Genomic DNA, 22,523 nt, shown 5'->3' with positions numbered 1-22,523 from the left:
TCCCCGCCTCCCACCACTTGGCCGCGGAAGGCGATCAGTCGTGTATGAGGTCGAACTCTTCCCAGGTGCCGATCGCCGTACGGTTGGCGATCAGGGCAGAGGAGCCTGCGTTCTCTGCGGTCACGATGTCGTTGTTCGCATGGGCGCGGAAGCTCACGCTGCCGTCCGGGTTGTTGAGCAGGTCGAACTCCTCCGACGGACTGATGGCCGTCCGGTTCGCGATGAGCGACGATGCCCCGGCGTTCTCCGCCGTTACGACGTTGCCGTTGGCGTGGGCACGGAAGCTGACACTTCCGTCCGGGTTGCTGATCAGGTCGAACTGCTCCCAGGTGCCGATGGCCGTACGGTTGGCGATGAGCGGGTCGGCACCCGCGTTCTCGGCTGTTACGTAGTCGCCGTTGGCGTGTGCACGAAGGCTGATCACCGGGTTGGTGGCCGCGGAGAACAGGTTCGGATCCACCGCATTCGCGATCGCCTGCAGGCCCGCCTCGTTCGGGTGCAGATGGTCGCCACTGTCGTAGGCAGGCAGGTAACGGGTCGGGGCGGCCGGGTCGTGCGTCGCCGCGTCCTGATCGGCCACGCCGTCACAGCCGCTGCCCGAGCCGCGCACGAAGGCGTTGAACGCCTCACGCGCCGTCTCGCCCTGCTGGGTCCAGTAGGCCGCACCCTGATAGGGCGTCAGCGTGGAGCAAAGGAACTTCAGGCCGTTCTGATGGGCACTCGAGATGAGCTGCTGCACGCCCGCGATGAGCTGGCTTGAGCTCGGCGGCGGATTGGTCGAGCCCAGGTCGTTGAGCGGATCATCAGAGAAGATGACCCACGTGGCTCCCGGCTGATTGAGCACATCCCGGGCGAAACGGTGTATCGCGCTCTGTCCCGCACCGTCGACCAGCAACCGGTTGCCGCTGATTCCCTGGTTGAGCACGCCGATGGTGCGGCCGGAGTTCGCCAGCCGAACGGCCAGGTCGTTGGGCCAGCGCCGGTTCGAGTCCGTCGAGGACGCGACGCCGTCGGTGATGGAAGCCCCGAGCGCCACCACGGTCCCCTGCGTGGAGGAGTTCTGAACATCGAGGTTGGTCAGGAAGTAGTAGCTGCCGGTGGTCTGCGCGCCGGACAGGCCGGCGCTGCCGCTTACGTCACCCGAGGCGATGTAGTTGGTCGCAGTTCCCTGCTGGTGGTACGTCGATGAACCCGTCGACTGCGGCAGGTAGATGCTGACCGCGACGTCCGAGAGTGCGGGGACGGGGAACGCGACCGCGTCGCTGACGGCCAGTCCGCCGGCCGGGATCGTCGTCGAGGTCTGGCCGCCGAAGGTGACCGTACGGTCGGTCCCGGACGTGACCGAGGCACCGGAAGAGCGCAGCGCGACGTGCACGTCAGCGATCACGAGCGGTTGGGAGCCGAAGACGTTCGACACCTGCACGCGCGTGGAGGTTCCTCCGATGCTGGTGTGCACGATCTGGCGCAGTGTCTGCTGGTTGAAGGACGTGCCGCCGCTTTGCGGGGACGCTGACCAGGTTCCGGTCCACGATCCGCTCGCGGCAGCGCTGCGCGACGACGCAGTGTGCGATCGCAGCGCGAATGCCGGCTGTCGGGAGGACGTCCCGAGTGACACCCCGACTGCCGACACCACACACACGGCGGCGAGCAGTCCACGGTTTCTCGTTCCGGCCCCGAACGCGAGCGCGCGGCGGCGTGGCGCCAGGCGGCGGGTCCGGCTGCGCTCGAGACTGGCCGCCCGATGGATGCACCGCCGGAAGATCGCTCCGATATTGAATTCATCAAGCATGAGTCCGCCAGTAGTTGTCAGAGAGCTACTTGGTTTACGAGGGTCCAGGTGGGCGGCGCGGTTGGATCAGCGGCCAAGCGCGCTCCGGCTGATCACCGACGTCGAGCCGGATCAGGAGGTGGCGATGGCGAAGATGTGCAAGGCGGGGGTGCCGGAGGCCAGCGCTCCGCCGGGTGGCAGAGTGACGGAGGCGAGGGTCTTGCCCGCATTGAGCGCGACGGTTTCGGAGAAGATGCTGCCGGTGCCCGAATAGGTCGTGTTGCCCTGCCGGTTCTGGTAGGCGGAGCTGACGGCCAGGGCTCCTCCGCTCGGTGGCGTTGTGGAGAACCAGTCGGGTGCGGTGAGCGTGTAGCTCTGGGTGCTGCCGTCTGTGTAGGTGATGGTTCCGGTGCCGGAGGCGGGGCCGTAGCTGGCAGAGAGCAGGAACCCGAGGGTGCTTCTGCTGGCTGAGAGGCTGATGGTCTGGCCCTCGGCCACGGTGTTGTCGTTGGTGCCGGCGGTGACGTTCGGGAAGGCGAACTTCACGCCGGAGGACGTGATGGCCGCGCCCGGGCCCGCTCCCGCGTTGGTCAGCGCGGTTTCGGAGAAGCTCGCGCCGCCGCCGTCCCAGTTGCCCGGTGCGGTGTTGTTGTCGGCGGTGATGCCGACGTTGTTGTAGGAGGCCGCCAGGTTCGGGTAGGCGGCGGCCGGGTCGAGGCCGATCTGGACCTTGCCCAGGTGCTTGGCTGACGTCGCCTGTGTTCCGGTGACTTGGGCGAAGGGCAGCGAGGTGGTGGGTGAGGACGGTTTCTCGATCAGGTAGGAGGAGCCGGCGGTCTCCGGGACGCTGAGCGTGGCGCTGGTGGTGGGAGCGACGACCACGGCTCCGGTGGAGCCGTTGACCACTTCGGCCTGCTGGCCGGGCCAAGGGTTGCGTACGGCCATGGTCTGGCTGGTGCCTGCTTGGATCGCGGCCGTGGCGATGGTGCCGCCCTCGATCTGGACGTCGACCTTGGAGCCGCCCTGGATGAAGACGGTGCCGGAGGCGTCCCAGCCGGAGGGCCAGGCCGGGGCGATGCGCAGGGTGCCGTCGTAGTCGGTGGCCAGGGCCTCGTCCACGGCGGTGGCGACGGTCGAGGACTGTTCGAGGTACGGCTCGTCACCGGGGGTGCTGCCGCTGAGCGAGGCGAGGCCGCTGATGTATGCCTGGTAGCCCTCGGTGATGGAGGTCAGGCCGGAGGCGACCTGAGCGGGCATGTCGAGCCGGGCGGCATCGACCGCGTCGAAGCTCCAGTCCGGGGCGTTCTGGTTGGGCCGGGAGGTGTAGGTGCGGCCGGCCAGGGCGGTGAGGGTGCCGGAGTTGTCGGTGACCACGCCATACGGCCAGACCGGCTCCAGGCCGATGTTCTCGCCGTTGTGAAGCGTGGCCGCCGGCTGGAAGGAGTTCGCGATCACATCATTGCCCGCGGCGTCCGCGGCCGGGGTCAGCAGCTGGGTCTTGGTCGCCGCGTCGGTACGAGCGTACGGCTCGATCTGGTTCTCGGCGGTCCGCAGCTGCGCGACCAGCGAGGAGTCGGTGTTCAGCAGCGTCGCGGCGCTGATCGTGGCCGGGAACAGGGCCTGATCGGCGGCCAGATCCGTGGTCGGGTCGCTGACCGCCCACTGGGTCTCGTGCGCGTTCGCCGTCGCGTGCAGGTAGCCGTCGGAGCCGACGCTCTGGTACGCCAGCAGGAATTTGGCGGCCTGCTGCAGCACCGGGTAGTACTTCTGCAGGAAGCCGATGCTGCCGGTGTCCTGATACTGCTGCCAGATGTACAGCGCGATCTCGGCGCCGCTGGTGACGGTCTCGGCGTTGTAGCTTGGGCTGGAGGCCAGGGCGCAGGAGGCGTTCTGCGTGTTGGAGCCGCCGTTGTAGTAGCCGTTGCCGTTGAACCGCATGGTCTCCGGCACGCACGCCCCCGGCTTGCCGCCCATCTGCGCGCCGGTCCACGACTCGATGGCCGGCAGGTCGTTGAGGTACATGCTGAAGATCGGCAGATTCAGGGCGAAGTTCCCTGAGCTGAGGTTCGCGGCGATCTGGCCGCGGAGGTTCCACAGCCAGTACCCGGCCGGGTACCAGTCCTGCTGGTCCTGGTCGTAGGCGAACATGTCGGCGACGCCGGCCTGGCTGCCGGGGTACGTCCCGCGCATCGAGGCGGCTTCGGCGTAGAGGTAGACGGTGCGCAGGTTCTCCATGTACTGCGCGGTGCCGTCGGCGGAGTTCATCTCGACCAGGCCGCTGTTCGCCCAGTAGCCGTTCCACCAGGAGGACTGGGCGGAGAGCAGCGACGAGGTGGAGGCGCTCGTGTCACCGCCGATCAGGTTCGAGGCGGTGGTCGTCGGGTTGCCTCCGGTCCACGAGGGCGCCGCGACGACCACTCGGAACGAGCCGTCGGCATTGGGGTTGAAGGAGACCTGCACCTGCTGGGAGTTGGTCACGGACGCGGTGACGTTCTGCCCGCCCGCGGTGATCGCGGCCATGGCGCCGAAGGTCGCCCCGGACGAGCCGGACTGGGAGTTGTCCACCCAGGTCTGTGCGAGGCTGCCGATCGCGCCGGAGGCGGCGGTCGCCGGGGAACGGCCGCTCCAGAGGTTGAGCGTCGCGGTCTGTCGGGTGGCCGGGTTGGCGCCGGTGATGTTCACGATCAGCTCGTCCTTGCCGGCGGGCACCCATGCCTGCATGGTCATGCCGCCGCCGGACTCCTTGAGCACGCCGTTGTACAGGTCGAGTGTGCCGGTGAAGTTCGAGGCCGACGTCATCGCCGACAGGCCCGGGATCTGCACCTGACCGGGCGAGAGTCGGTAGGGCAGCGTGTCGCTGCGGTTGAGCTGCGCGGTGAACCCGTTCGCGGCCCAGGCGGCGACGCCGAGCGAGCCGTCGCCCAGCGGCAGGGACTGGGAGTTCACGGTATTCGGCCGGCCCAGCACGATGTCGGACCGGGAGACCACGCCGCCGGTGTTCTCCGAGAAGGCCCCGCTCTGCCAGGCGGTGGTGACGGTGGCGGCGGAAGCCTGCGGCGCGTCGCCGAGGGCGCCGGTGACGAACACAGCCGCGGCGGCCAGCGCACTGGCGGTGGCCACGGACGTCGGGCGTCGCCGCGAGCACCGCGCCCGCCTCCCCCGCCGCGAGTACCGCGGCAGGGGCGACGACGCAGTTCACCAGTTATGAGGCCGAGGCCGGAAACCTGGGCGGGGGCGCCAGTGCGGTGTCGCTGACCTCGGCGCCGACCACTCAGTACTCGAGCGCGGCGCTGGAGGCCTCCGGGCACGCCTACGTCCATCTCAGCGGCACCGGGCAGTCCGTGCAGTGGACGAACACCACGGGCCAGCCGATCAGCTTCGTCAACCTGCGCGTCAGCATCCCGGATTCCCCGTCGGGCGGCGGCATCACCGCCACGCTCGACCTGTACGTCAACGGCACTTTCCGACAGGCCCTGAACCTCAACTCCAAGCAGACCTTGGTGTACGAGGGCAACAACAACTACAACACCAGCGACAACCAGAATCCGGCGGACGGCAACCCCCGCGTCTTCTACGACGAGTCGCACGCCTTCGTCACCGGCACCCCCATCGCACCCGGCAGCACGTTCTCGCTCCGAAAGAGCTCGTCCAGCACCGCGGCTTACTACGACGTCGACGTCATCGACGTGGAGAACCCCCCGGCGCCGCTCACCCAGCCCGCCAACTCGGTCTCCATCACCAGCTGCGGCGCGGTGGCCGACAACACCCCGACCAATGGTGCGGCCGACAGCCAGGCGGTGGACAGCCGCGCCGCCATCCAGAACTGCATCAACCAGGCGCAGTCCCAGGCCAAGATCCTCTGGATCCCGCAGGGAACCTTCTACGTGAAGGGCGTCGACGGCCTGCAGGCGCAGGGCATCACGATCGCGGGGGCCGGGATGTGGTACAGCACCATCTACCGTGACGTGCCGCTGCCCAACAGCACCCCGTTGGGGGCGCTCTTCTCGGTGACCTCGTGCACCGTGCAGAACCTCCACATCGACGCCAACGAACAACGTCGCGCTCAACGCGAGCACCGGGAACAACCTGACCGCGACCAACAACTTCGTGCGCGGCACCGGTGACGACGGAATGGCGATCAACTCGGTCAACTACAACACCAGCGGTAGTACGACGACCTATTACAACCCGATGTCAAATGTCACGATGACCCACAACACGGTGATCGCGCCGTGGGGTGGCAAGGACATCGGGATCTACGGCGGCGGCGGCCACCTCGTCAGCGACAACTACCTCAGTGACACCGCGCGGTACATCGGCCTGGGCGCCGGCCGGTTCGGCGTCAACGGCAACGACCTGCTGTCCGCGACAGTGTCGAACAACGTCATCGCCAGGGCCGGCGGCAACGCCTACAGTCAGGGCCAGCCCGCGCTGCACATCGGCAACGGCGGCGACGGCCAGAACGTCGGAACCGTCACCAACGTCACCGTGACGGGCAACACTGTGGCCAACTCCCTCTACGACGCGGTCGGCTTCTCCACATCGACGAACACGCTGCTGCGGAACAACACCATCACCTCTCCCGGGCGCAACGGGATCGTGGTCGCGCCGCCGAACTACCCGGCGCCCAGCGGATCCGCCACGATCACCGGCAACACCCTCACCGGACTGTGCTCCGGCGCCTCCCCGTTCATCAACAACTCCAGCGCATTCACGGCGACGGTGAACAACAACAGCTGGCAGAACCCCACGCCCGGGGGGCCGTACGGCGGCACCGCCGCCGCGGTGCCGGGTACCGTGCAGGCGGAGAACTACGACACCGGGGGCCAGGGCGTCGCCTACAACGTCACCTCGATCAACGGGAACGGTACCGGCTACCGCTCCGACGGCGTCGACCTGGAGACGACCTCGGACACCGGCGGCGGCTACAACCTCGGCTGGACCGGCATCGGGCAGTGGTTCCGCTACACCGTGAACGCGGCCTCGGCCGGTACCTACACAGTGAGCCTCCGGGTCGCGGCACCCTCCGCCGTGACCGGCGCGCTGCACCTGTCCGACGCATCGGGAACGAACCTGAGCGGGACGGTCAACATCCCATCGACCGGCGGCTGGCAGACCTGGACCACGGTCACGGCAAGCGTCACACTCCCGGCCGGCCAGCAGGTCCTGACGCTAAATCAGGACAACGGCGGCTGGAACATCAACTACCTCACGTTCGCCTCGGCCGGGACCGGCATCAACTCGCCGGCCCGGTAGGAAGTGATCAACCAGAACAGCCGCTCGTGCGTGGCCGCCACCAATTCCGCACCTTCGTGGCCCGCAACAGCGGCCTGTTCCTGGACACCCCGAACGCATCGACCGCCAACGGCGTTGTTCGGTGGTTTGCCCTCGTGTAATTGAACGCGCACCCCTGGGGGCCTTCTGCCTGGCGCGGGCCGCCACGGCGTCCACCGCGACGCCCGGCGCCAGGGCCGCCGGAGACGTCGTCGGCAAGGTCAGCATCGGCTAACAGGGCTGGTTCGCCGCCACCGGTGACGGCTCTCCCATCAACGCCTGGTGGCACTGGAGCACGGAGCATCCGGGACGCGCGGGAGAGATGACCACCTGCCCGATCGTTACACGTAGGTGTCATACGCGGCATGCAGGGGCACCCGGTCAGAGAACACGACAGCAAAGGAGCACGCCGTGATCATCAAGAAACTGCACGACATGGGCATCCGCAGCGAACACGCCTACCTCGCCGCCATGGGCAGCATCGGCCTCAGCGTCATCGCCTGGGCCGGGAGCCTCAACGCAGAACCAGGCGCCGGAGTCGAACGCGCCGACCGGTGGGGCATCTTCGTCGGCGAATGGGCACCCACCTTCTTCGGCCTCGGCCTCGCACTCTCCCAGTTCGAACAGGAAGACGGCACCCTGCAGGAAAGCGGCGTCCGGCACCTCCGCGACACCGCAGTCCCCCAAGCCTCATAACCGTTCACAGCCCCGGCAGCCCCGCCTGCGGGCCTCCCGGCCGGCCAGCTTCGCGCCGCACACCGAGCACAGCACGACGACGCGCCCTTGGAGCAGCGGGCCAGGAGAGGCCCGGGGGCTTCTTGGCAGGAACTCGCCCGCTCCCTGCCAAGGATCGATCAATCCGGCCAAAAACGTAAGGCCGCCTGACCAGCACAGAACAGGATTATCGGCGGGGACAGCGTAGGATAAAAATCGGAGGAGAGAATTCTGCGAGATCGGAGGACACCGTGATCGCCTTGGGAATCATTCTGCTCGTCGTCGGGTTCCTGGCCAAGATCGCCATACTGTGGACTATCGGGATCGTCTTGGTCGTGATCGGAGCGATTTTGTGGGTCCTGGGCTCTGTCGGACATGCGATCGGCGGGCGACGGCACTACTGGTAGAGCACCTGACACATGTGGCACGGGGCTCTGCGGCCTCTGGCAGCCGCCCCCGGACGTACCGGCCCAGGACGCACCAAGCTCCGAGTCCGGCCTTCAGGTTGAGAAGAACTCCAGGGATGCGGGCCAAGTCACACCTTCTCGAAGACCATACGAACGACGGTGAAGCGGCCTTCACACATGAATCGGAGCGCCGTCCGCTGCTCCCTGATGATGTCGGACACTGCGCTCTCGCCGATGAGTTCGGCACCTCCGGTCCGGTTGGCCTCCGCCCGTTCCAACCAGCTCTTTACCGTGGATACGCCGTCGTGGGGGTCACTTCGCGCCTCCAGGACATCGAACCAGCCACCGCTGGCTTCGGTCAGTTCGGCCCGGGTCGGAAGGAAGCACTCGGGGACCACCTTCCGCGATGCGTGAAAGCCCTCGCGCACATTCTTGACGCCGCCATAGATGTCCTTGAGACCGAGGCGCTCCTTGCTGCCGCGTGTCCCAGCGGGCTGGGCCAATTGCTGTGGAGGCAGCACCAGGGAGGCGAGCCACCCGCGGTCTGTCCAGGCGATAGCCTGGACAGACAGACGTCCAGCCGGGCGCAGCCAGGAATGGCAGCGCTGGAAGAACTCGCGGTAGCGAGCGATTCGCTTTGCCCGCCACACGGTATTGCCGGCAAAATGTTCGATTGCTTCGATGGCGATGATCGCGTCATAAGGCCCGTCCGGCTCATGGTCGAACCAATTTTCGACCCGGGCCTCGCAACCTGGCCACTGCTGGTCGTGTACCCAAGCGGCCTGTCCGGGACTCATCGTGAGCCCTACCACGTGATCGACGTGGTGCGTTTCCACCAGTCTGCGCATGAGACTGCCCCACCCGCAGCCCACGTCGAGCACACGCCCCGCGCCCACGGCGTGCGCGGCTTCGGCATGGTAGTCGAGCTTCCGCAGCTGAGCCGATTCAAGCGTGTCGCCCTCCTCCCACATTCCATAGGAATAGACCAGCTCTGGGCCAAGCGTCAGCCGGTAGAAGTCACCCAAGAAATCATAGTGGTGAAGGATCGCCTTCGACGAGGTGCCCTTATAAGAAGATCCCTTTTCCGCTCCATGCACCACAGTCACCCACCAGTCCAGTTCGGCGACGAAGGCCAGACGGCCGTGTGTCAGCGGACCACCACCTCAGATAACCGGGTGGCGGGACAGAACATCGGCTACGCGCCGAGGCTCACCCCTCAGCACACCCGATCGGCGGCGGGAACTGATCACGAGAAGTGGATCCGTCCTCTGGCCTGTGCCGGCAAACGGGGCCACCCGGGGCATACGCCAGTGGTGGGTGCCGGTGCACGAAGGCGGCGAGCGGTGGGAGTCCTGAGGGTGAGCGTCCCCGAGGGCGGCGGGCAGAGCCTGCGGGACGTCCTGGACCTGGCGGTCGTGGTGACGCTGATGATCATCGCCAGGTGCCCCGGCCAGCGACTCCTACGCCGGGCTGGTGCGGACCCGGCCGTTGACGGTGGCCGCGGAGATGCAGTGGAAACTCATGCCCTCCCGGAGGTTCGGGGCTCTCCAACGACGCCGTAATGATCGGCGCGGCGCTGGAACCGGCTGACGAGATCATCGGTGACTCCTACGAGTGCGCGCTGGCCGGCCACACGGTGCACCTGGCGATCTTCGACGCGATGGGCAACGACATGGCGGCAGGCCTGACCGCCAGCCTGGCCGTGGCCGCCTGCCGCAACAGCCGTCGCCAAGGAGCCGGCCTGGCCAAGACAGGTGAAGTGATCGACCGGATCCTGACTGCCCATTGCTTGGCACGGAAAACAGACGGCCGGCCGCACCTGACGCCCGCGGACCATCCGACTGATCAAGGCGGTCTGAGCGGTCCGGGAGCCTCGAACGGCTCCGCGGGTGCGTTCACCGGCGCCGGGCCCGGAGCCTGCGGATGTCCGACCAGCGGGACACGCTGCAATTCCGCGGCCGCAGGGGGGAGGATTGGGACGGCAAGCAGGCAAGAGTTCGAGTGGGGAGCCCAGCGCATGAACACAGTCGCCGTCACAGGAGCCACCGGGAAGACCGGCCGGGTCGTGGTCGCGGATCTAGTGCAGCACGGGTACGAGGTGCTGGCCGTGGATATCGCGGTGGGACCAGCCGAGCGGGCGTGGGCGCAAGGGCTCGGCGTGTCGCTGCAGTGCGCCGACCTCACCGACCACGGCCAGGCCGTGGACGTGCTGAGCGACGCCGAAAGCGTCGTCCACCTGGCCAACATCCCGGCTCCCGGTCTCTACCCGGCCGCCCACACCCTGGCCACCAACACGGCGATGAACCACAGCGTCTTCCTCGCCGCCGCGCACAACAAGCTCCGCCGCGTGGTCTGGGCCTCCAGCGAGACCACGCTCGGCCTGCCTTTCGACGTCCCGCCCCGCTACGCCCCCGTGGACGAGGACCACTACCCGTATCCCACCTCCACCTACGCCCTGTCCAAGGTCCTCGGCGAGACCGCTGCCGAGCAGATCTCAGCGTGGTCGGGCATTCCCTTCGTCGCGCTGCGCCTGTCCAACGTCCACCTCGTGGAGGACTACGCCCTCGTGCCCGGCTACTGGTCCGACCCGCAGGCGCGCAAGTGGAACCTGTGGGGGTACGTCGACGCCCGCGACGTCGCCCAGGCGTGCCGGCTGGGACTGACGGCTTCCGTCACGGGGGCGTCCAGCTATGTCATCGCCGCGGCCGACACGATCATGGACCGCCCCTCCGCGGAACTCCTCGCCGAGGTCTTCCCCGATGTGAAGCTCACCCGGGAGATCGGCACCTATGAGACGCTGCTCAGCGTGCGGCGGGCCGGTGAGGTGCTGGGGTACGAACCGCGGCACACCTGGCGCGACAGCGTGAAGATCTGAGGCGGCGCGCCCGCGCCCCAGCGCACCGGCCGGACCACCGCGCCCGGCCGGATCAGCGCGCCGCGGATCTCGCCGTGCCGCGTGAAAACCCGAGTGCGGCCGTGGGGCCTGTCCGCGGACGAGCGGGCCGAGCTGGCCCGGCTGGCGCAAGGCCGAGTGCGAGTGGCAGCTGGAGCGTGAGATCCTGCGCAAGGCGGCCCAGTATTTCGCCCGGGAGGTGAAGTGAGATCCCGCCGCTGGGACTTCATCTCCGAAAACCGCGCCGTTCCGCGCCGAAGCGCATCTGCACGCCGCCGCCCGTATCACCCGCGGAGGGCGCCGTGAGGTGCCCCGAAGTAACCGGAGGCCGCGATGCCGGCGGCGGCGCGACGGGTGCCCGAGCCACGTGGGCAACGCGGCGGCAGCGGCACCCGGCCCTACATCCGTCCCTAGAAGGCCACCCGGAGGCGGTCCGCCGGGCCCTCTCAGCCGAGCGGCTCCCCGGACCCCTCGCCCCGCGCCAGCGACTGGGCCAGCGAGGCGAGGGGGGAGCCGCTTGGGCGGCCCCGAAAGCGGGCAGGAGCCGGAAGTCCGTGAGTGGTCGCAGACGAGCAGCAGCCTGCTGCCGCGCCCGCGGACGTACTGCTCGGCGCGCCACAGCAGGCGTTGAGACACCGGCCACTGGTGTGGCCGCGTTGATTCAGACAAGCTGCGGCGCATGGACTGGATGCCCCTGCTCTCCACACTGACCGGTGCCGTTATCGGCATCACCGCCACCCTGATCGCCGATCGTAACCGGTGGCGGCGCGAGGAGACCCGGCACGCGCTGGAAGTGCGGCGCGAGGTGTACACGGAGTTCGTCTCCGCGCTCAAAGCAGCAGGCGAGGAGATACGGGCCGTCGCATTGGGCGACCACATGTCCGAGTCGGCGCGTGACGCGGCCGTGCGGGAAGCCTTCCGCAGTACCGGCATGTATACCGCGAGCGAACGCCTCTGGCTCGTGGGCCCGCCTCAGGTCGTGGCGGCCGGGAATGAGGCGTTTCACAGCCTGCGCCGGATACGCGACGCCTATGCCCAGGGGGTGGCCGTCGGCTCCGCTGAGGACGCGCCCCTGATCGCACAGCGTCGCACGGCCATGGCCCAGATGCGCGGCCTCATGCGTGAGGATCTGGGCATCGGGCCCCTTGGGATCGAATGACCATCGAACCGGGAAGAGTGCGGTTTCTTTGAGGGACATGTTTCGTGTGGGTTCGCCGGCGGCGGGGGGTGTCAGCGCTACCGCGGAATCCTCCCAACACTGCAGGGCAGCGGCTGTGGCTTTCGCTACCGGAGCACTTGACCATTCCGGCCGCGCCTTGGATCCGGTGCCCACGCCCCACGGGCTGGCACGCCGTCCCAACAGCGGTCTGGCCTCCCGGCCGACCAGCAGGGGCACGGTCTGACCTCAGAAGTCGAACGCTTCCGGCGGCGTGAGTGCTCACCTGCTGGCGGCTACGGCACCGAGTCTGACCGACCCGGTAGCTCCCATTAGGCGTAGTAGTTGCGCTGCCAGCGGTGCTTGGCGAGCACGGCGAGTTGGTCGCCGGTCAGCAGGCGTCCGTCGCTCACGGAGGTGTTGCGCTCCACGTTCCGTACGGTGCGCATGCCAGGGATGACGGTAGAGACGGCCGGTGCGCTGAGCACGTACCGCAGTGCGGTTTCCGCCATCTCGTCGGGGGCGATGCCCAGATCGGCGATGATCGCGTTGACGTGCTGCTCGACCTGCGCGGGACGGTCGTCGCGGAAGTACCGGCTGCGGAAGTCGCCTTCGGGGAAGGTGGTGTCCGTGGTGATCCGCCCCGTCAGGCCTCCTTCGTCGAGAGCCACCCGGACGATCACGCCGACCCCGTGTTCCTGGCAAGCGGGCAACAGGGCGTCGGCCGGGGCCTGGTCGAAGATGTTGTAGATCACCTGCACGGTGTCCACCACGCCGCTGCGGACCAGGGCGAGGGCGTTGTCGGGCTGGTGGTCGTTGATGGAGACGCCGAACAGGCGGATCTTTCCCTCCTGCTTCAACTCGGCGATCGTCTCCAGCCAGTCACCGCGGCCGACCCACTCGTCGCTCCAGACGTGGAACTGCAGCACGTCGAAGTGGTCCAGGCCGCTGGTGCGCAGGCTGGTCTCCAGGCTGTCGCGGATGTGTGCGCCAGGAAAGGTCACCGCGGGGTCCAGGCCGTCGGGGGCCCAGGCACCGCCCTTCGGCGGCACCTTGGTGGCTACGTACACCTCGTCGCCGGTCCGCTCGCGGACCACCCGGCCCACGATCCGCTCGCTCTCGCCGTAGCCGCGTGCGGTGTCGATGAAGTTCACACCCAGGTCGACAGCCCGGTGCAGTGCGCGTACGGACTCGTCCTCCGTGGCGCCCACCCAACCGGACTCGCCGATACCCCAGGCCCCGTAGCCGATCTCGGACACCGACAGTCCGCTGCGTCCCAGCTCGCGGTATCGCACATCGTCCTCCACATCATGGTCCTCGTCCCGGCGGAGCGAATCGCCCCGCCGGGACGACCATAGGTGATTGCGGAGCGTAATGGTCAAGTGAGTAGTGGGACGAGTCCGACGGCGAAGGCGACGCAGAAGAGGGCGAACAGGCCGAGCCGGGTGGAGGGGGCGAAGCGTGCGGCTGAAGGCCGCCGTTGTCCTCAACGGATGCTGGAAGTGATCTTCGCCGGCAAGACTTCGGCTAACCGGCCGCATTCCCATCGCGTCGGCGCAAGAGCGCGGACGCTGTTGCTCGTCGAATGACGGTCATGTCGACGTCGGCTTCGATGGATGCCTCGTCGGGAACGTTGTCGCGGAGTTCGCCGATGCCGAACAGCGCTCGCGGGAATGTGGGGTAGACCGTCATACCAAGCAATCGGGCGGCGAGTGTTGCTCCTTCCGCAGCATCCAGGCCGTACTGGTCGGAGAGGTACGCCGCGAGTCGATCGGTGGTCGCGCCGAAGAAGACCTCGTGGAGCTGGGCGGCGGCTTCCGGCAGGCGTTCTGCCTCGGTGATGCCCATCCGGCAGGTCTGCAGGACTGGAGCCCAGCCGAGCATCTGCAGGAATCGCCCGCAGAACAGCGCTGTCGCCTCGGCGGGGTCGCCTGCGTAATGGTCCGGGGTCCGCATTCGACCGCGGAAGAGATCATGCACTCGGTCGATGACCGCGAGGAAGAGCGCATCCTTCGTCGGGAAGTGGGCGTACAGCGACCGCTTGGAGGTCTCCGCGCGGACGGCGAGGGCGTCCATCGAGGTGCGCTCGAACCCCGACTCGAGGAAGGCGTTCTTTGCCACCTCGAGGATGTGTTCGCGGAGCGTGTCGCCGCGTCTGGCCATGGAATTGCCCTCTCGCGAAGTAAACGGTACAGTATAGTCTACTTACTGGCTGAACAGGAGTACCCACCCATGATGGTTGTCACCGCCCCGACCGGTCACATCGGCAGCCATGTGCTGTCAGACCTGCTGCAGCACGATGAGGCCGTCCGTGTCATCGTCCGCGACCCGAATCGACTCCCGGCGGAAGTGCGGGACCGGGTGGAGGTCGTCGCCGGCTCCCACAGGGACCGCGATGTGGTCGATCGCGCATTCGAAGGCGCGGATTCCGTGTTCTGGCTCGTTCCGGCGGACCGGACAGTGCAGAGTGTCTACGACGCCTACGTCAGTTTCAGCATCCCCGCCGCCGACGCGATCGTGCGCCACGGTGTCTCGCGCGTCGTGGCCGTCTCAGCGCTCGGACGTGGCCAGCAGCGGTACGCAGGTCACGTGTCGGCGTCGCTGGCGATGGAAGACTTGCTCCGCAGCACCGGCGTGCATCTCCGCGCGCTCACGATGCCCTCGTTCATGGACAACATGCTGTACCAGGTGCAGTCGATCAAGAACGACGGTGTGATCCGCGGCACGATTCCCGGCGATCTCAAGGCGCCGTTGGTGGACACCCGTGACATCGCCGCCGTCGCGTCACGGCTCCTGCTCGACCACACGTGGACCGGGCAGGACAGCCTCGGTGTCCTCGGGCCGGAGGACCTCTCGCTCAACGACATGGCCGCCATCCTCACCGACGTGCTCGGCACGCCGATCCGCTTCGAGGAAGGCAGCCGCGAGCAGGCCAAGCAGGGCTTCGTCAGCTTCGGCTACTCGGATGCGATGGCCCAAAGCATGATCGACATGGACATCGCCAAGGAACACGGTCTGGACAACGGGCTCGAGCTCACCCCGGAGAACACGACCCCCATCAGCTTCCGACAGTGGGCGGAAGAGGTACTCAAGCCTGCACTGGACGCCCGGTAGAAGCCAGATCGGACCCATGGGGGCGGTCTCGAGCCGACCCCACTGGCATCCGGGCCCGATCGGATCCGCGTACGGAAGGGCACGAACGACACTGCCCGACGGCTGGTGGTACCGGTCCGACTGGAAATGAGGAGCACCATGAGTGGCGACGAGCGCCGCACGGCATTGATCGTCGGGGCATCCCGGGCGATCGGGCTCGCGATGGCGGCCGAGTTCCTGAAGCGTGGTTGGGATGTGATCGCGACGGTTCGCGGAACGCAGCGGACCCCTCTGCACGATCTCACCGACACGGCAGGGGATCGACTCACGATCGAAACCCTCGACATGACCGTGCCGCAGCAGATCGCAGCGCTCCGGGACCGATTGGCTGAGCGGAGCCTCGATCTGCTGTTCGTCAACGGTGCCATCACCAAAGGTGATCTGCCGGTAAACGAGGTACCGACGGACATGTTCGTGGAGGTCATGGTCACCAACGCGCTCAGCCCCATACGCGTCATCGAGGCGCTGAAAGACTTGGTACCGGAATCTGGGACGATCGGCGTCATGTCCTCGAGCCAGGGCAGCATCTCCCTCAACACCAATGGCGGGCAGGAGCTCTACCGGGCCAGCAAGTCTGCGCTCAATCAGCTCATGCGCAGCTTCGCCGCGCGTCACAGCAACGACACCCGAACCCTGCTGCTGATCAATCCGGGCTGGGTGCAAACCGAACTCGGCGGCCCTCGCGCGCTCCTCACCATTGATCAAAGCGTCCCCGGCGTCGTCGACACAATCACCGCCCACCAGGGTGAACCGGGCTTGCACTTCCTCGACTACCGCAACCAAGTTGTGCCTTGGTAGAGCAATGAAATGTCAGAGGGGGCGCAGCGCTACCGGCGCTGAAGTTTTCTCAGCGGTGATCATTTCCAGTGGTCGTTGACGCCAGCGTTCCTTCAGCTCGGCAGCCGCGCGTTCTCCGAGTGAACGGGCTGCCGGATCAGGGTGTTGGTCATCCTGATGTCCACGTGGCACGAGCGCTGCGCCGACCTCGACATCAGGCGATCAGCGGGCGGGCGTCGCCCGCGCCGCGGGCGGGGCGCAGCGGCAGGTTGAGGGCGTGCGCCTGCGCGAGCGCCTCGCGGGTGTCCGCGCCCGGGGCGAGGGCGTAGGTGAAGCGGTGGCGCCCGAGGTCGGCGTGGACGTCGGGGGCTCCGGGCGCGCGCAGCAGGGTGAGTCGCACGGTGGTGGTGGTTCCTCCCTCCGGGCGGGTCCGGCGGGAGGCATCGGCGGGGGTCCATCACCGGCAAGGGCGGTGTCGGTGAGCGCAGAAGGGGGCCGCCGGACATCCGGCGGCCCCCTGGTCGTACGGCTGTGCCGTACCCGGTCTCACTCCTCCGCGGCCACCGCCGCGGGGGGCGCATTGCCCACCCCGGCCGAGCCGGTTGCCGCACCGCCCGCGACACCCTCCACCAGATAGCGCTGCAGGACGACGAAGACCACCAGGATCGGCGCGGCCACGATCACCGTGGCGGCGGCGATCAGCGGCCACTGGCTGGTGTGCTCGCCGAAGAAGCCGTACAGCCCTCGGGTCACCGGCCACAGGCTGGAGTCGTTGAGCATGACCAGCGGCAGAATCAGATTGTTCCAGGACGCCACGAAACCGAAGATGGCGAAGGTGGCCAGGGCCGGCTTCATCTGCGGAATGATGATCCGGAAGATGAAGCGGAAGTAGCCGCAGCCGTCCATTGCCGCCGCCTCGTCCAACTCCCGTGGGATCGTCTTGATGTAGCCCACGAAGAAGAAGAACCCGGCACCGCTCAGCGAGGTCAGGATCAGATACCCGACCCGGTTGTCGTACAGGCCCAGCTTCTGCGCCTCCACGAACAGCGGGATCAAGCCGGCGGGAAGGAACCCGGAGAACACGAAGAAGGCGTACAGCGCATTGGAGTGCTTGAACCAGCCCCGCGAGATCGGGAAGGCCAGGAACACCCCGAGGATCAGCGTGACGACGTCCGGGACCACCGCGTAGAGCAGCGAGTTGAGCATCTCCAGGGCGAAGTCGCCCTGCGTCCAGGCCGAGCCGAAGTTGCTCAGCGTCCATGGATGCGGCAGGCCCGTCGGATCCTTGAGGAAGGACGGGTAGGTCTTGAACGACTGCAGCAGCAGATACACCAGCGGCAGCGCGAAGAGACCGGCTGCGACCACGAAGCAGAACAGCTGAACGCCGCTCAGCTGCAGCCCCCGCCGCAGCCCGCGGCGCCGGGCCGCGCGCTGGACCTCGACCGTCGTCGTGCTCTCCCGGCGCAGTCCTGCGGTCTGCGTACTCACAGCGACACCTCCCTGCGGCGCAGCGCCCACAGCAGTACGCCGCCGATGACCGCAGTGAACACGAACTGCACCATGGCCAGCATCGAGCCGAGGCCGAGGTCGGGGTTGACCCCGAAGGCCGTGTTGAACATGAACATCCCCAGTGTCTGGGTGTGGAACTGGCCCTGGGTGAGCACCAGGATCAGCGCGTACTCGCCCAGGCTGCCCATGACGGTCAGGAAGACGTTCACGGTGGTGGCCGGGGCCAGCAGCGGCCAGGTGATCTTGAAGAAGCGCCTGATCGCCCCGGCGCCGTCCAGCGACGCCGCCTCGTACACCTCCGGTGGGATGCGCCGCAGTCCAGCGATGTAGACCAGCATCGTGTAGCCGGAGAACATCCAGACGTTGATCAGCACGATCAGCCAGATCGCCAGGTCGGAGTCGCCGAGGAAGGCGCTGTTGCTGCCGAGCACCGAGTGGTAGACCTTCTCGGCGGGACCGCTGCTCGGGTCGAGGAGCAGCGAGAATAGCACGCCGATGATGGTCACCGAGAAGATCTGCGGCATGAAGATCAGCGCTCGGTAGAGGCCGTAGCCGAAGCGCCTGCGCTGCAGCAGCAGAGCCAGGCCCAGGCCGATCACGATCTGCAGCACCGTCACCCCGGCCACGTACTCGAGCGTGGTGACGACGGCCTGCGAGAGCTGCGAGTAGTTACTGGTGAACATGTTGCGGTAGTTGCACAGCCCGCAGAAGTTGATCGGTGTGCCGGGCAGCCCGGTGTAGTTGGTGAAGGAGTAGTAGACGGTGGCCAGCGAGGGGTAGAGCCCGAAGGTCAGCCAGCCGATGGTGGGCACCGCGATGGACAGCCAGGGTATCCATCGTCTGGTCCGCCGCGTGCCGAAGGGGGAGGTGGACACGACGCGCTCCCTAGGGCTTGACTGCGGCAGTGTAGGCCTTGGCCGAGTTGTCGAGCGCCGAGCTCATCGACGTGTTGCCGAAGGGCTGGGTGTCCCTGAGGTTGGGGCCGCCCGCGGGGTTGTCGGAGCCGACCGACGGCGGCAGCCAGGGCAGGGTGGTGCCGATGAAGCCCTTGGAGGCGTTGGTGGTCAGCCAGTCCGTCCACTTCAGGGTCGGGGTGGGCACGGCGGGCTCGGTGGAGACGGATCCGGTGGCCTTGACCCAGGCCGCGTAGTTGGTCTGCTGGGTGAAGAAGTCCAGGTACTCCAGGGCGAGCTTCTGGTGCTTGGCCCACGTCGGTACGGTCCAGGTCAGGTCGGGGGCCAGGTCCGGGCGGTTCCAGGAGGCGTTGTCGGTTCCGGGGACGGCGAAGAAGCCGAAGTTCAGCGACGGGTCCGCCGCTGCGATGGTGTTGCCGTCGTAGGAGCCGTCCACCAGGAACGGGTAGTCCTTGGAGTTGGCCGCCCACACCCCGGGCGCGGTCTGCGCCGGGACGCCACCGGCGTTGGGCTCGATGTACGACATGACCTGCTCGTAGCGCTTCGCGGCGTCCTGGTACACCGCGCTGTTCCAGTTCTGCTGGCCTTGCCAGAACTGCTGGTCGCGCTGCACCCAGAGGGAGTTGGCTGCGGAGGCGGGCTTGTCCTGCATGAGTAGCTGGTTGTAGATCCCGAACCAGATGATCGACTGGTAGCCGTCCTTACCGGCCACGAACACCGGGCTCACGCCCTTCGACTTGAGCAGCTTGAGGTCGCTGATGAACTCGTCGAAGGTGGTGGGCACCGACAGGCCGTACTTGGCCAGCAGGTCCTTCTTGTAGAACAGGCCGGTGTTGTTGACGTACTCGGCCGTGGTGACGCCGTAGACGCCGCTCTTATACCCCATCGTGAACTGCTGTGTGGAGGAGTCGAAGCGCTTCATGAAGGGCTGTGAGCTCAGGTCCAGGAACTGACCGTTGGCGACCAGCGCGGCGGTGCCACTCGGCTGGATTTTGGTCGAGGCCGGTGGGTACTTCTCCGGGCTCTGCGCGAACTGCGCCAGCACATCCACGTTCTTGGAGGCCAGCAGCGAGCTCTGCAGGGCCGGCCAGGCGCCCGCGGTGGTCGGCGCGGTCTGCAGCTTGATCTTGACGCCGGGATGGGCCTTCTCAAACGCGGCGTCGATGGCTTGGGTCTCCTGTATGGCGGCGGCGTTCGTCCACTCGGCCACCACCAGGGTGTTGGACGAGCTGCCACTGCCACTGCCGCAGGCGGTGAGCCCGGTGGCGGCGAGAGCGCCGGCTGCCGTCGTGGCCAGCACACGGGAAAGACGGCTGATGCGGGTTCTGTCGGCCATGTCTGCTTCCTCTGCAAGGAGAGTTGAGGGATGCGATGTAGCCGACGGGGCCCCGGAGAATGATCCGAATCATGTGGCCGATCGGTTGCCGCGTCAAGCCCAGTCGTACGGAAAATTCTGACAGACGTCAAGATACTTTTCTGACGGAAGAGCGATGGAAACCCTGTTATCCGCGCGTCAGCAGTGGCATCCTTGCAGGTCGCATCGGTCAACTGCAAGGTATGGTCAGATTTTACGGCCGGGCTATTGCCTTCGTAACACTCTTGGATTTCCATAGCCCTTGCCGCCGACGGGGCGCCCTGGAGAAGCACCGTCCGTCGACACCCACCCGGAAGGCCTCTGCCGATGCCGCACACATCGAAACGCTCGGGACGCAGAACGGCTCCACTCCTCGCCGCCGCGGCTGTCGTCGCCGCGAGCGCCTGCCTGGTCTCCCCGGCCGGCGCCGCGACCGGCTCCGCGACCGGCGCACCCAAGCTGTGGGCCACCCAGCTCCAGTTCGACGACAACGGCACCCCCTGGTCCGTCGCGCAGTTCCAGGCCATCAAGGCCAAGGGGATGAACAGCGTCGAGATCAACATGCCGTGGACCCAGATCGAGCCCAGCAAGGGCACCTTCGACTTCAGTGAGCTGGACACCGAGCTCGCCAATGCGACGGCCGCCGGCATCCGGATCGTGCCCATCTTCTGGCAGGCCGGCTGGCGTGGCAGCCCCGCGGCCTGGATCACCGACACGGAGACCACCAGCACCGGCGGCACCGGCATCGCCCCGCCCTGGTGGAACCTGACCGAGCAGCAGGACTACTTCGACTACGTCACCGCCACCGTCGCACACATCACCCACAACCCCGGCTACGGCGGATCCATCCTCAACTACGGCCGCCTGGACGCCCAGTGGAGCGACAACGGCGACGGCGGCTGGGCCACAGCCGACATCGACTACTTCCACCAGCACTGGCTGCCGCAGACGTACCGCACCATCGCGCGCTTCAACTCCGCCAACGGCACCGCGTACACCTCCTTCGACCAGGTGCCGGCCGCCGCCCCCGGGCAGCCGCTGGCAGGCGTCTACCAGGACTTCCGCCAGTGGAGCGTCCTGGACACCTACGACCGGCTCACCGCCGCCGTACGCAAGGTCAGCTCCGGGCCGCTGTACTACTACTTCGGCGGCCACATCTCCAACGCGCCCGACATCGGCAACCTGCCCGACGTCTTCTTCACCCTGGCCCGCAAGTACAACCTCACCATCATCGAGGACGCCGCCCAGTCGCCCGGCCTCACCCTGACCTTCGGCAGCCTGGCCAACGCCTACCACGTGAAGCTGGCCCAGGAGTGGACCGCTCCGGTCGATGCCGAGATGCCCGCCCAGGCCGTGCAGTGGATATCCAACTACGGCATGGGGCTGCCCTACGGCGGCGGCGAGGACTTCTTCATCCACGACGGCACGTCCAAGGACGTCATCGCCTACCCGATCTACACCGCCGCGCTGTCGCAATTGCAGGGCCTCAAGGGCTCCTACCCGCAGCAGCCGGTCGCCGTCTACTTCGACTACTCCAAGGCCTGGGGCAACCCGGACGGCGGCAGCCTCAGCAACGTCGAGAACGAGATCACCGCGCTGTGGTCGCGCCATCAGAGCGGCTTCACCGTGGTCACCAGCGACGAGGTCAAGAACCACGCGGTGGACCTGGGGAAGTTCCGCGCCGTGCTCCCGCTCAACGGCGAGGACGCCAATGTGACGGCATATCAGAAGTCCGGTGGCACCGTGCTGACCAACGGCGACCAGCTCACCCAGTACGCCCCGGCGTACGCGGACCTGAGCAGCGCGCACGCCCTGCAGGTCGTCCCCACCACCGCGAGCGACCACCGCAGCGCGCAGCTGGTGCTGGCCGAGATCAACCCGTACTTCCGCTACGACGGCGCGGTCGTGCTGCACCCGGCCGGTCTCAATCTCGCCGCCGGCCGCTACCACGCGGTGGACGCGGCCACCGGAAAGGCCCTGCCGCAGGTCGCCGAGCCGGACGGCGGCGCCTGTGTACCGCTGTCGCTGGCTACGGCCACGCTCGCCGAGTGGAAGCTTCTCCCGGGCCCCGCCCCGGCCGGCACCCCGGTGCCCGCCTCCTGCTCCACCACCGCGGGCGGTGCGACCACCATCGGCGCCACCGCGGACAGCAATGACGGCTCCTCAGGAGTCGTCTTCCAGAACGTCGGCGCGACCGGCGCGGGCGCGGACGGCAATCTGACCACCACCACCATCGGCGGCCAGAGCGCGTACCAGACCTGGACCACCGCCCAGACCGGGGTGGGCTCCGCCAACGCCTACCTCCAGCTCGACCCGGGCAGCGCGGTCGCCCGTGCGGCCACGGTCACCCTCACGGTGACCTACTGGTCGCAGGCCGGACAGGGTTTCACCGCCCAGTACGACGCCACGGACAACCCGTACCAGAACGGACCCACGGTCACCGGCAGCGGCAGCGGGAGCTGGCAGACCGCGACACTGACCCTCACCGGCGCGCAGTTCGACGAGGCCCAGAACCTCCAGGCCGACCTGCGACTCGCCGCGACCGACCCCAGCCTGCCGCTCTACATTCACAGCGTCCAACTGTCCACCGGCGACCAGTGAACA

At 67.5% G+C, this 22,523-nt stretch carries 18 protein-coding genes; 9 read left to right on the top strand and 9 right to left on the bottom strand.

The window, feature by feature from the left end:
* Positions 1-34: 34 nt before the first annotated feature.
* Both FCI23_RS17995 and FCI23_RS17990 read right to left on the bottom strand, forming a co-directional pair.
* Positions 35-1,423 (bottom strand): GDSL-type esterase/lipase family protein, encoded by a 1,389-nt coding sequence (locus tag FCI23_RS17995; protein WP_211265378.1) that lies wholly within the window; start codon positions 1,421-1,423, stop codon positions 35-37.
* A gap of 477 nt (positions 1,424-1,900) precedes the next feature.
* Positions 1,901-4,888, bottom strand: coding sequence for a glycosyl hydrolase family 95 catalytic domain-containing protein (locus FCI23_RS17990; protein WP_211265377.1), 2,988 nt, complete (start codon positions 4,886-4,888; stop codon positions 1,901-1,903).
* Between the two features lie 125 nt (positions 4,889-5,013).
* Between FCI23_RS17990 and FCI23_RS59740 the strand changes: the two genes are divergently transcribed.
* From FCI23_RS59740 to FCI23_RS56440, 4 genes are all read left to right on the top strand, one after another.
* Positions 5,014-5,892, top strand: a complete 879-nt coding sequence (locus FCI23_RS59740) for a glycosyl hydrolase family 28-related protein (RefSeq protein WP_246143796.1) — start codon at positions 5,014-5,016, stop codon at positions 5,890-5,892.
* Positions 5,876-7,024, top strand: coding sequence for a carbohydrate-binding protein (locus FCI23_RS59735; RefSeq protein WP_246143795.1), 1,149 nt, complete (start codon positions 5,876-5,878; stop codon positions 7,022-7,024). The genes FCI23_RS59740 and FCI23_RS59735 overlap by 17 nt, the downstream gene beginning before the upstream one ends.
* A 429-nt stretch (positions 7,025-7,453) precedes the next feature.
* Positions 7,454-7,738 carry a hypothetical protein gene (locus FCI23_RS17980; RefSeq protein ID WP_211265376.1) on the top strand — a complete coding sequence of 95 codons (285 nt, stop codon included), beginning with the start codon at positions 7,454-7,456 and terminating at the stop codon, positions 7,736-7,738.
* A 269-nt stretch (positions 7,739-8,007) separates the two neighbouring features.
* Positions 8,008-8,163 (top strand): DUF6131 family protein, encoded by a 156-nt coding sequence (locus FCI23_RS56440; RefSeq protein WP_246143794.1) that lies wholly within the window; start codon positions 8,008-8,010, stop codon positions 8,161-8,163.
* A 128-nt stretch (positions 8,164-8,291) separates the two neighbouring features.
* Here FCI23_RS56440 and FCI23_RS17975 read toward each other — a convergent pair whose 3' ends face one another.
* Complete coding sequence (locus FCI23_RS17975; RefSeq protein WP_136724902.1) at positions 8,292-9,269, bottom strand: SAM-dependent methyltransferase; 978 nt, start codon at positions 9,267-9,269, stop codon at positions 8,292-8,294.
* Between the two features lie 911 nt (positions 9,270-10,180).
* Between FCI23_RS17975 and FCI23_RS17970 the strand changes: the two genes are divergently transcribed.
* Together FCI23_RS17970 and FCI23_RS17965 are read left to right on the top strand one after the other, a co-directional pair.
* On the top strand, positions 10,181-11,038 hold the full coding sequence (locus tag FCI23_RS17970) for an NAD-dependent epimerase/dehydratase family protein (protein WP_136724901.1): 858 nt from the start codon (positions 10,181-10,183) through the stop codon (positions 11,036-11,038).
* Between the two features lie 697 nt (positions 11,039-11,735).
* Complete coding sequence (locus tag FCI23_RS17965; RefSeq protein ID WP_246143793.1) at positions 11,736-12,215, top strand: hypothetical protein; 480 nt, start codon at positions 11,736-11,738, stop codon at positions 12,213-12,215.
* Positions 12,216-12,544: 329 nt separating this feature from the next.
* Here FCI23_RS17965 and FCI23_RS17960 read toward each other — a convergent pair whose 3' ends face one another.
* The gene (locus FCI23_RS17960; RefSeq protein ID WP_136724934.1) at positions 12,545-13,507 is read right to left on the bottom strand and encodes an aldo/keto reductase; all 963 of its coding nucleotides are present in this window, start codon (positions 13,505-13,507) and stop codon (positions 12,545-12,547) included.
* Between the two features lie 232 nt (positions 13,508-13,739).
* The gene (locus FCI23_RS17955; protein ID WP_246143792.1) at positions 13,740-14,333 is read right to left on the bottom strand and encodes a TetR/AcrR family transcriptional regulator; all 594 of its coding nucleotides are present in this window, start codon (positions 14,331-14,333) and stop codon (positions 13,740-13,742) included.
* A 111-nt stretch (positions 14,334-14,444) separates the two neighbouring features.
* Between FCI23_RS17955 and FCI23_RS17950 the strand changes: the two genes are divergently transcribed.
* Together FCI23_RS17950 and FCI23_RS17945 are read left to right on the top strand one after the other, a co-directional pair.
* A complete protein-coding gene (locus FCI23_RS17950) occupies positions 14,445-15,326 on the top strand; it encodes an NmrA family NAD(P)-binding protein (RefSeq protein ID WP_136724933.1) in 882 nt (293 codons plus the stop codon).
* 138 nt (positions 15,327-15,464) lie between these two features.
* Positions 15,465-16,163, top strand: a complete 699-nt coding sequence (locus tag FCI23_RS17945; protein ID WP_246143791.1) for an SDR family NAD(P)-dependent oxidoreductase — start codon at positions 15,465-15,467, stop codon at positions 16,161-16,163.
* A 193-nt stretch (positions 16,164-16,356) separates the two neighbouring features.
* Here the strand turns inward: FCI23_RS17945 and FCI23_RS17940 are convergent, their stop codons facing one another.
* The 4 genes from FCI23_RS17940 to FCI23_RS17925 all read right to left on the bottom strand — a co-directional run bounded on the left by FCI23_RS17940 (position 16,357) and on the right by FCI23_RS17925 (position 19,901).
* Positions 16,357-16,542 (bottom strand): hypothetical protein, encoded by a 186-nt coding sequence (locus FCI23_RS17940; protein WP_136724898.1) that lies wholly within the window; start codon positions 16,540-16,542, stop codon positions 16,357-16,359.
* 146 nt (positions 16,543-16,688) lie between these two features.
* A complete protein-coding gene (locus FCI23_RS17935) occupies positions 16,689-17,630 on the bottom strand; it encodes a carbohydrate ABC transporter permease (RefSeq protein ID WP_211265375.1) in 942 nt (313 codons plus the stop codon).
* Complete coding sequence (locus FCI23_RS17930; protein WP_136724897.1) at positions 17,627-18,526, bottom strand: carbohydrate ABC transporter permease; 900 nt, start codon at positions 18,524-18,526, stop codon at positions 17,627-17,629. The genes FCI23_RS17935 and FCI23_RS17930 overlap by 4 nt, the downstream gene beginning before the upstream one ends.
* A 10-nt stretch (positions 18,527-18,536) precedes the next feature.
* Positions 18,537-19,901 (bottom strand): ABC transporter substrate-binding protein, encoded by a 1,365-nt coding sequence (locus FCI23_RS17925; RefSeq protein WP_136724896.1) that lies wholly within the window; start codon positions 19,899-19,901, stop codon positions 18,537-18,539.
* Between the two features lie 345 nt (positions 19,902-20,246).
* On the opposite strand from FCI23_RS17925, the gene FCI23_RS17920 reads away from it, so the two are divergent.
* Positions 20,247-22,520, top strand: coding sequence for a beta-galactosidase (locus FCI23_RS17920; RefSeq protein WP_136724895.1), 2,274 nt, complete (start codon positions 20,247-20,249; stop codon positions 22,518-22,520).
* Positions 22,521-22,523: the final 3 nt, after the last annotated feature.

Origin of the sequence: Actinacidiphila oryziradicis (assembly GCF_005047355.1) — a bacterium.
GTDB lineage: Bacteria > Actinomycetota > Actinomycetes > Streptomycetales > Streptomycetaceae > Actinacidiphila > Actinacidiphila oryziradicis.
Note: the sequence above shows the minus strand (reverse complement) of the source record. Positions and strands in the feature narration are given on the sequence as shown.

Bases quoted from the DNA above. Each gene is read 5' to 3' on its own strand.
- FCI23_RS17950 (WP_136724933.1), top strand. From the start codon at position 14,445: ATGATGGTTGTCACCGCCCCGACCGGTCACATCGGCAGCCATGTGCTG.
- FCI23_RS17920 (WP_136724895.1), top strand. From the start codon at position 20,247: ATGCCGCACACATCGAAACGCTCGGGACGCAGAACGGCTCCACTCCTC.
- FCI23_RS17965 (WP_246143793.1), top strand. From the start codon at position 11,736: ATGGACTGGATGCCCCTGCTCTCCACACTGACCGGTGCCGTTATCGGC.
- FCI23_RS17925 (WP_136724896.1), bottom strand. From the start codon at position 19,901: ATGGCCGACAGAACCCGCATCAGCCGTCTTTCCCGTGTGCTGGCCACG.
- FCI23_RS17945 (WP_246143791.1), top strand. From the start codon at position 15,465: ATGAGTGGCGACGAGCGCCGCACGGCATTGATCGTCGGGGCATCCCGG.
- FCI23_RS17970 (WP_136724901.1), top strand. From the start codon at position 10,181: ATGAACACAGTCGCCGTCACAGGAGCCACCGGGAAGACCGGCCGGGTC.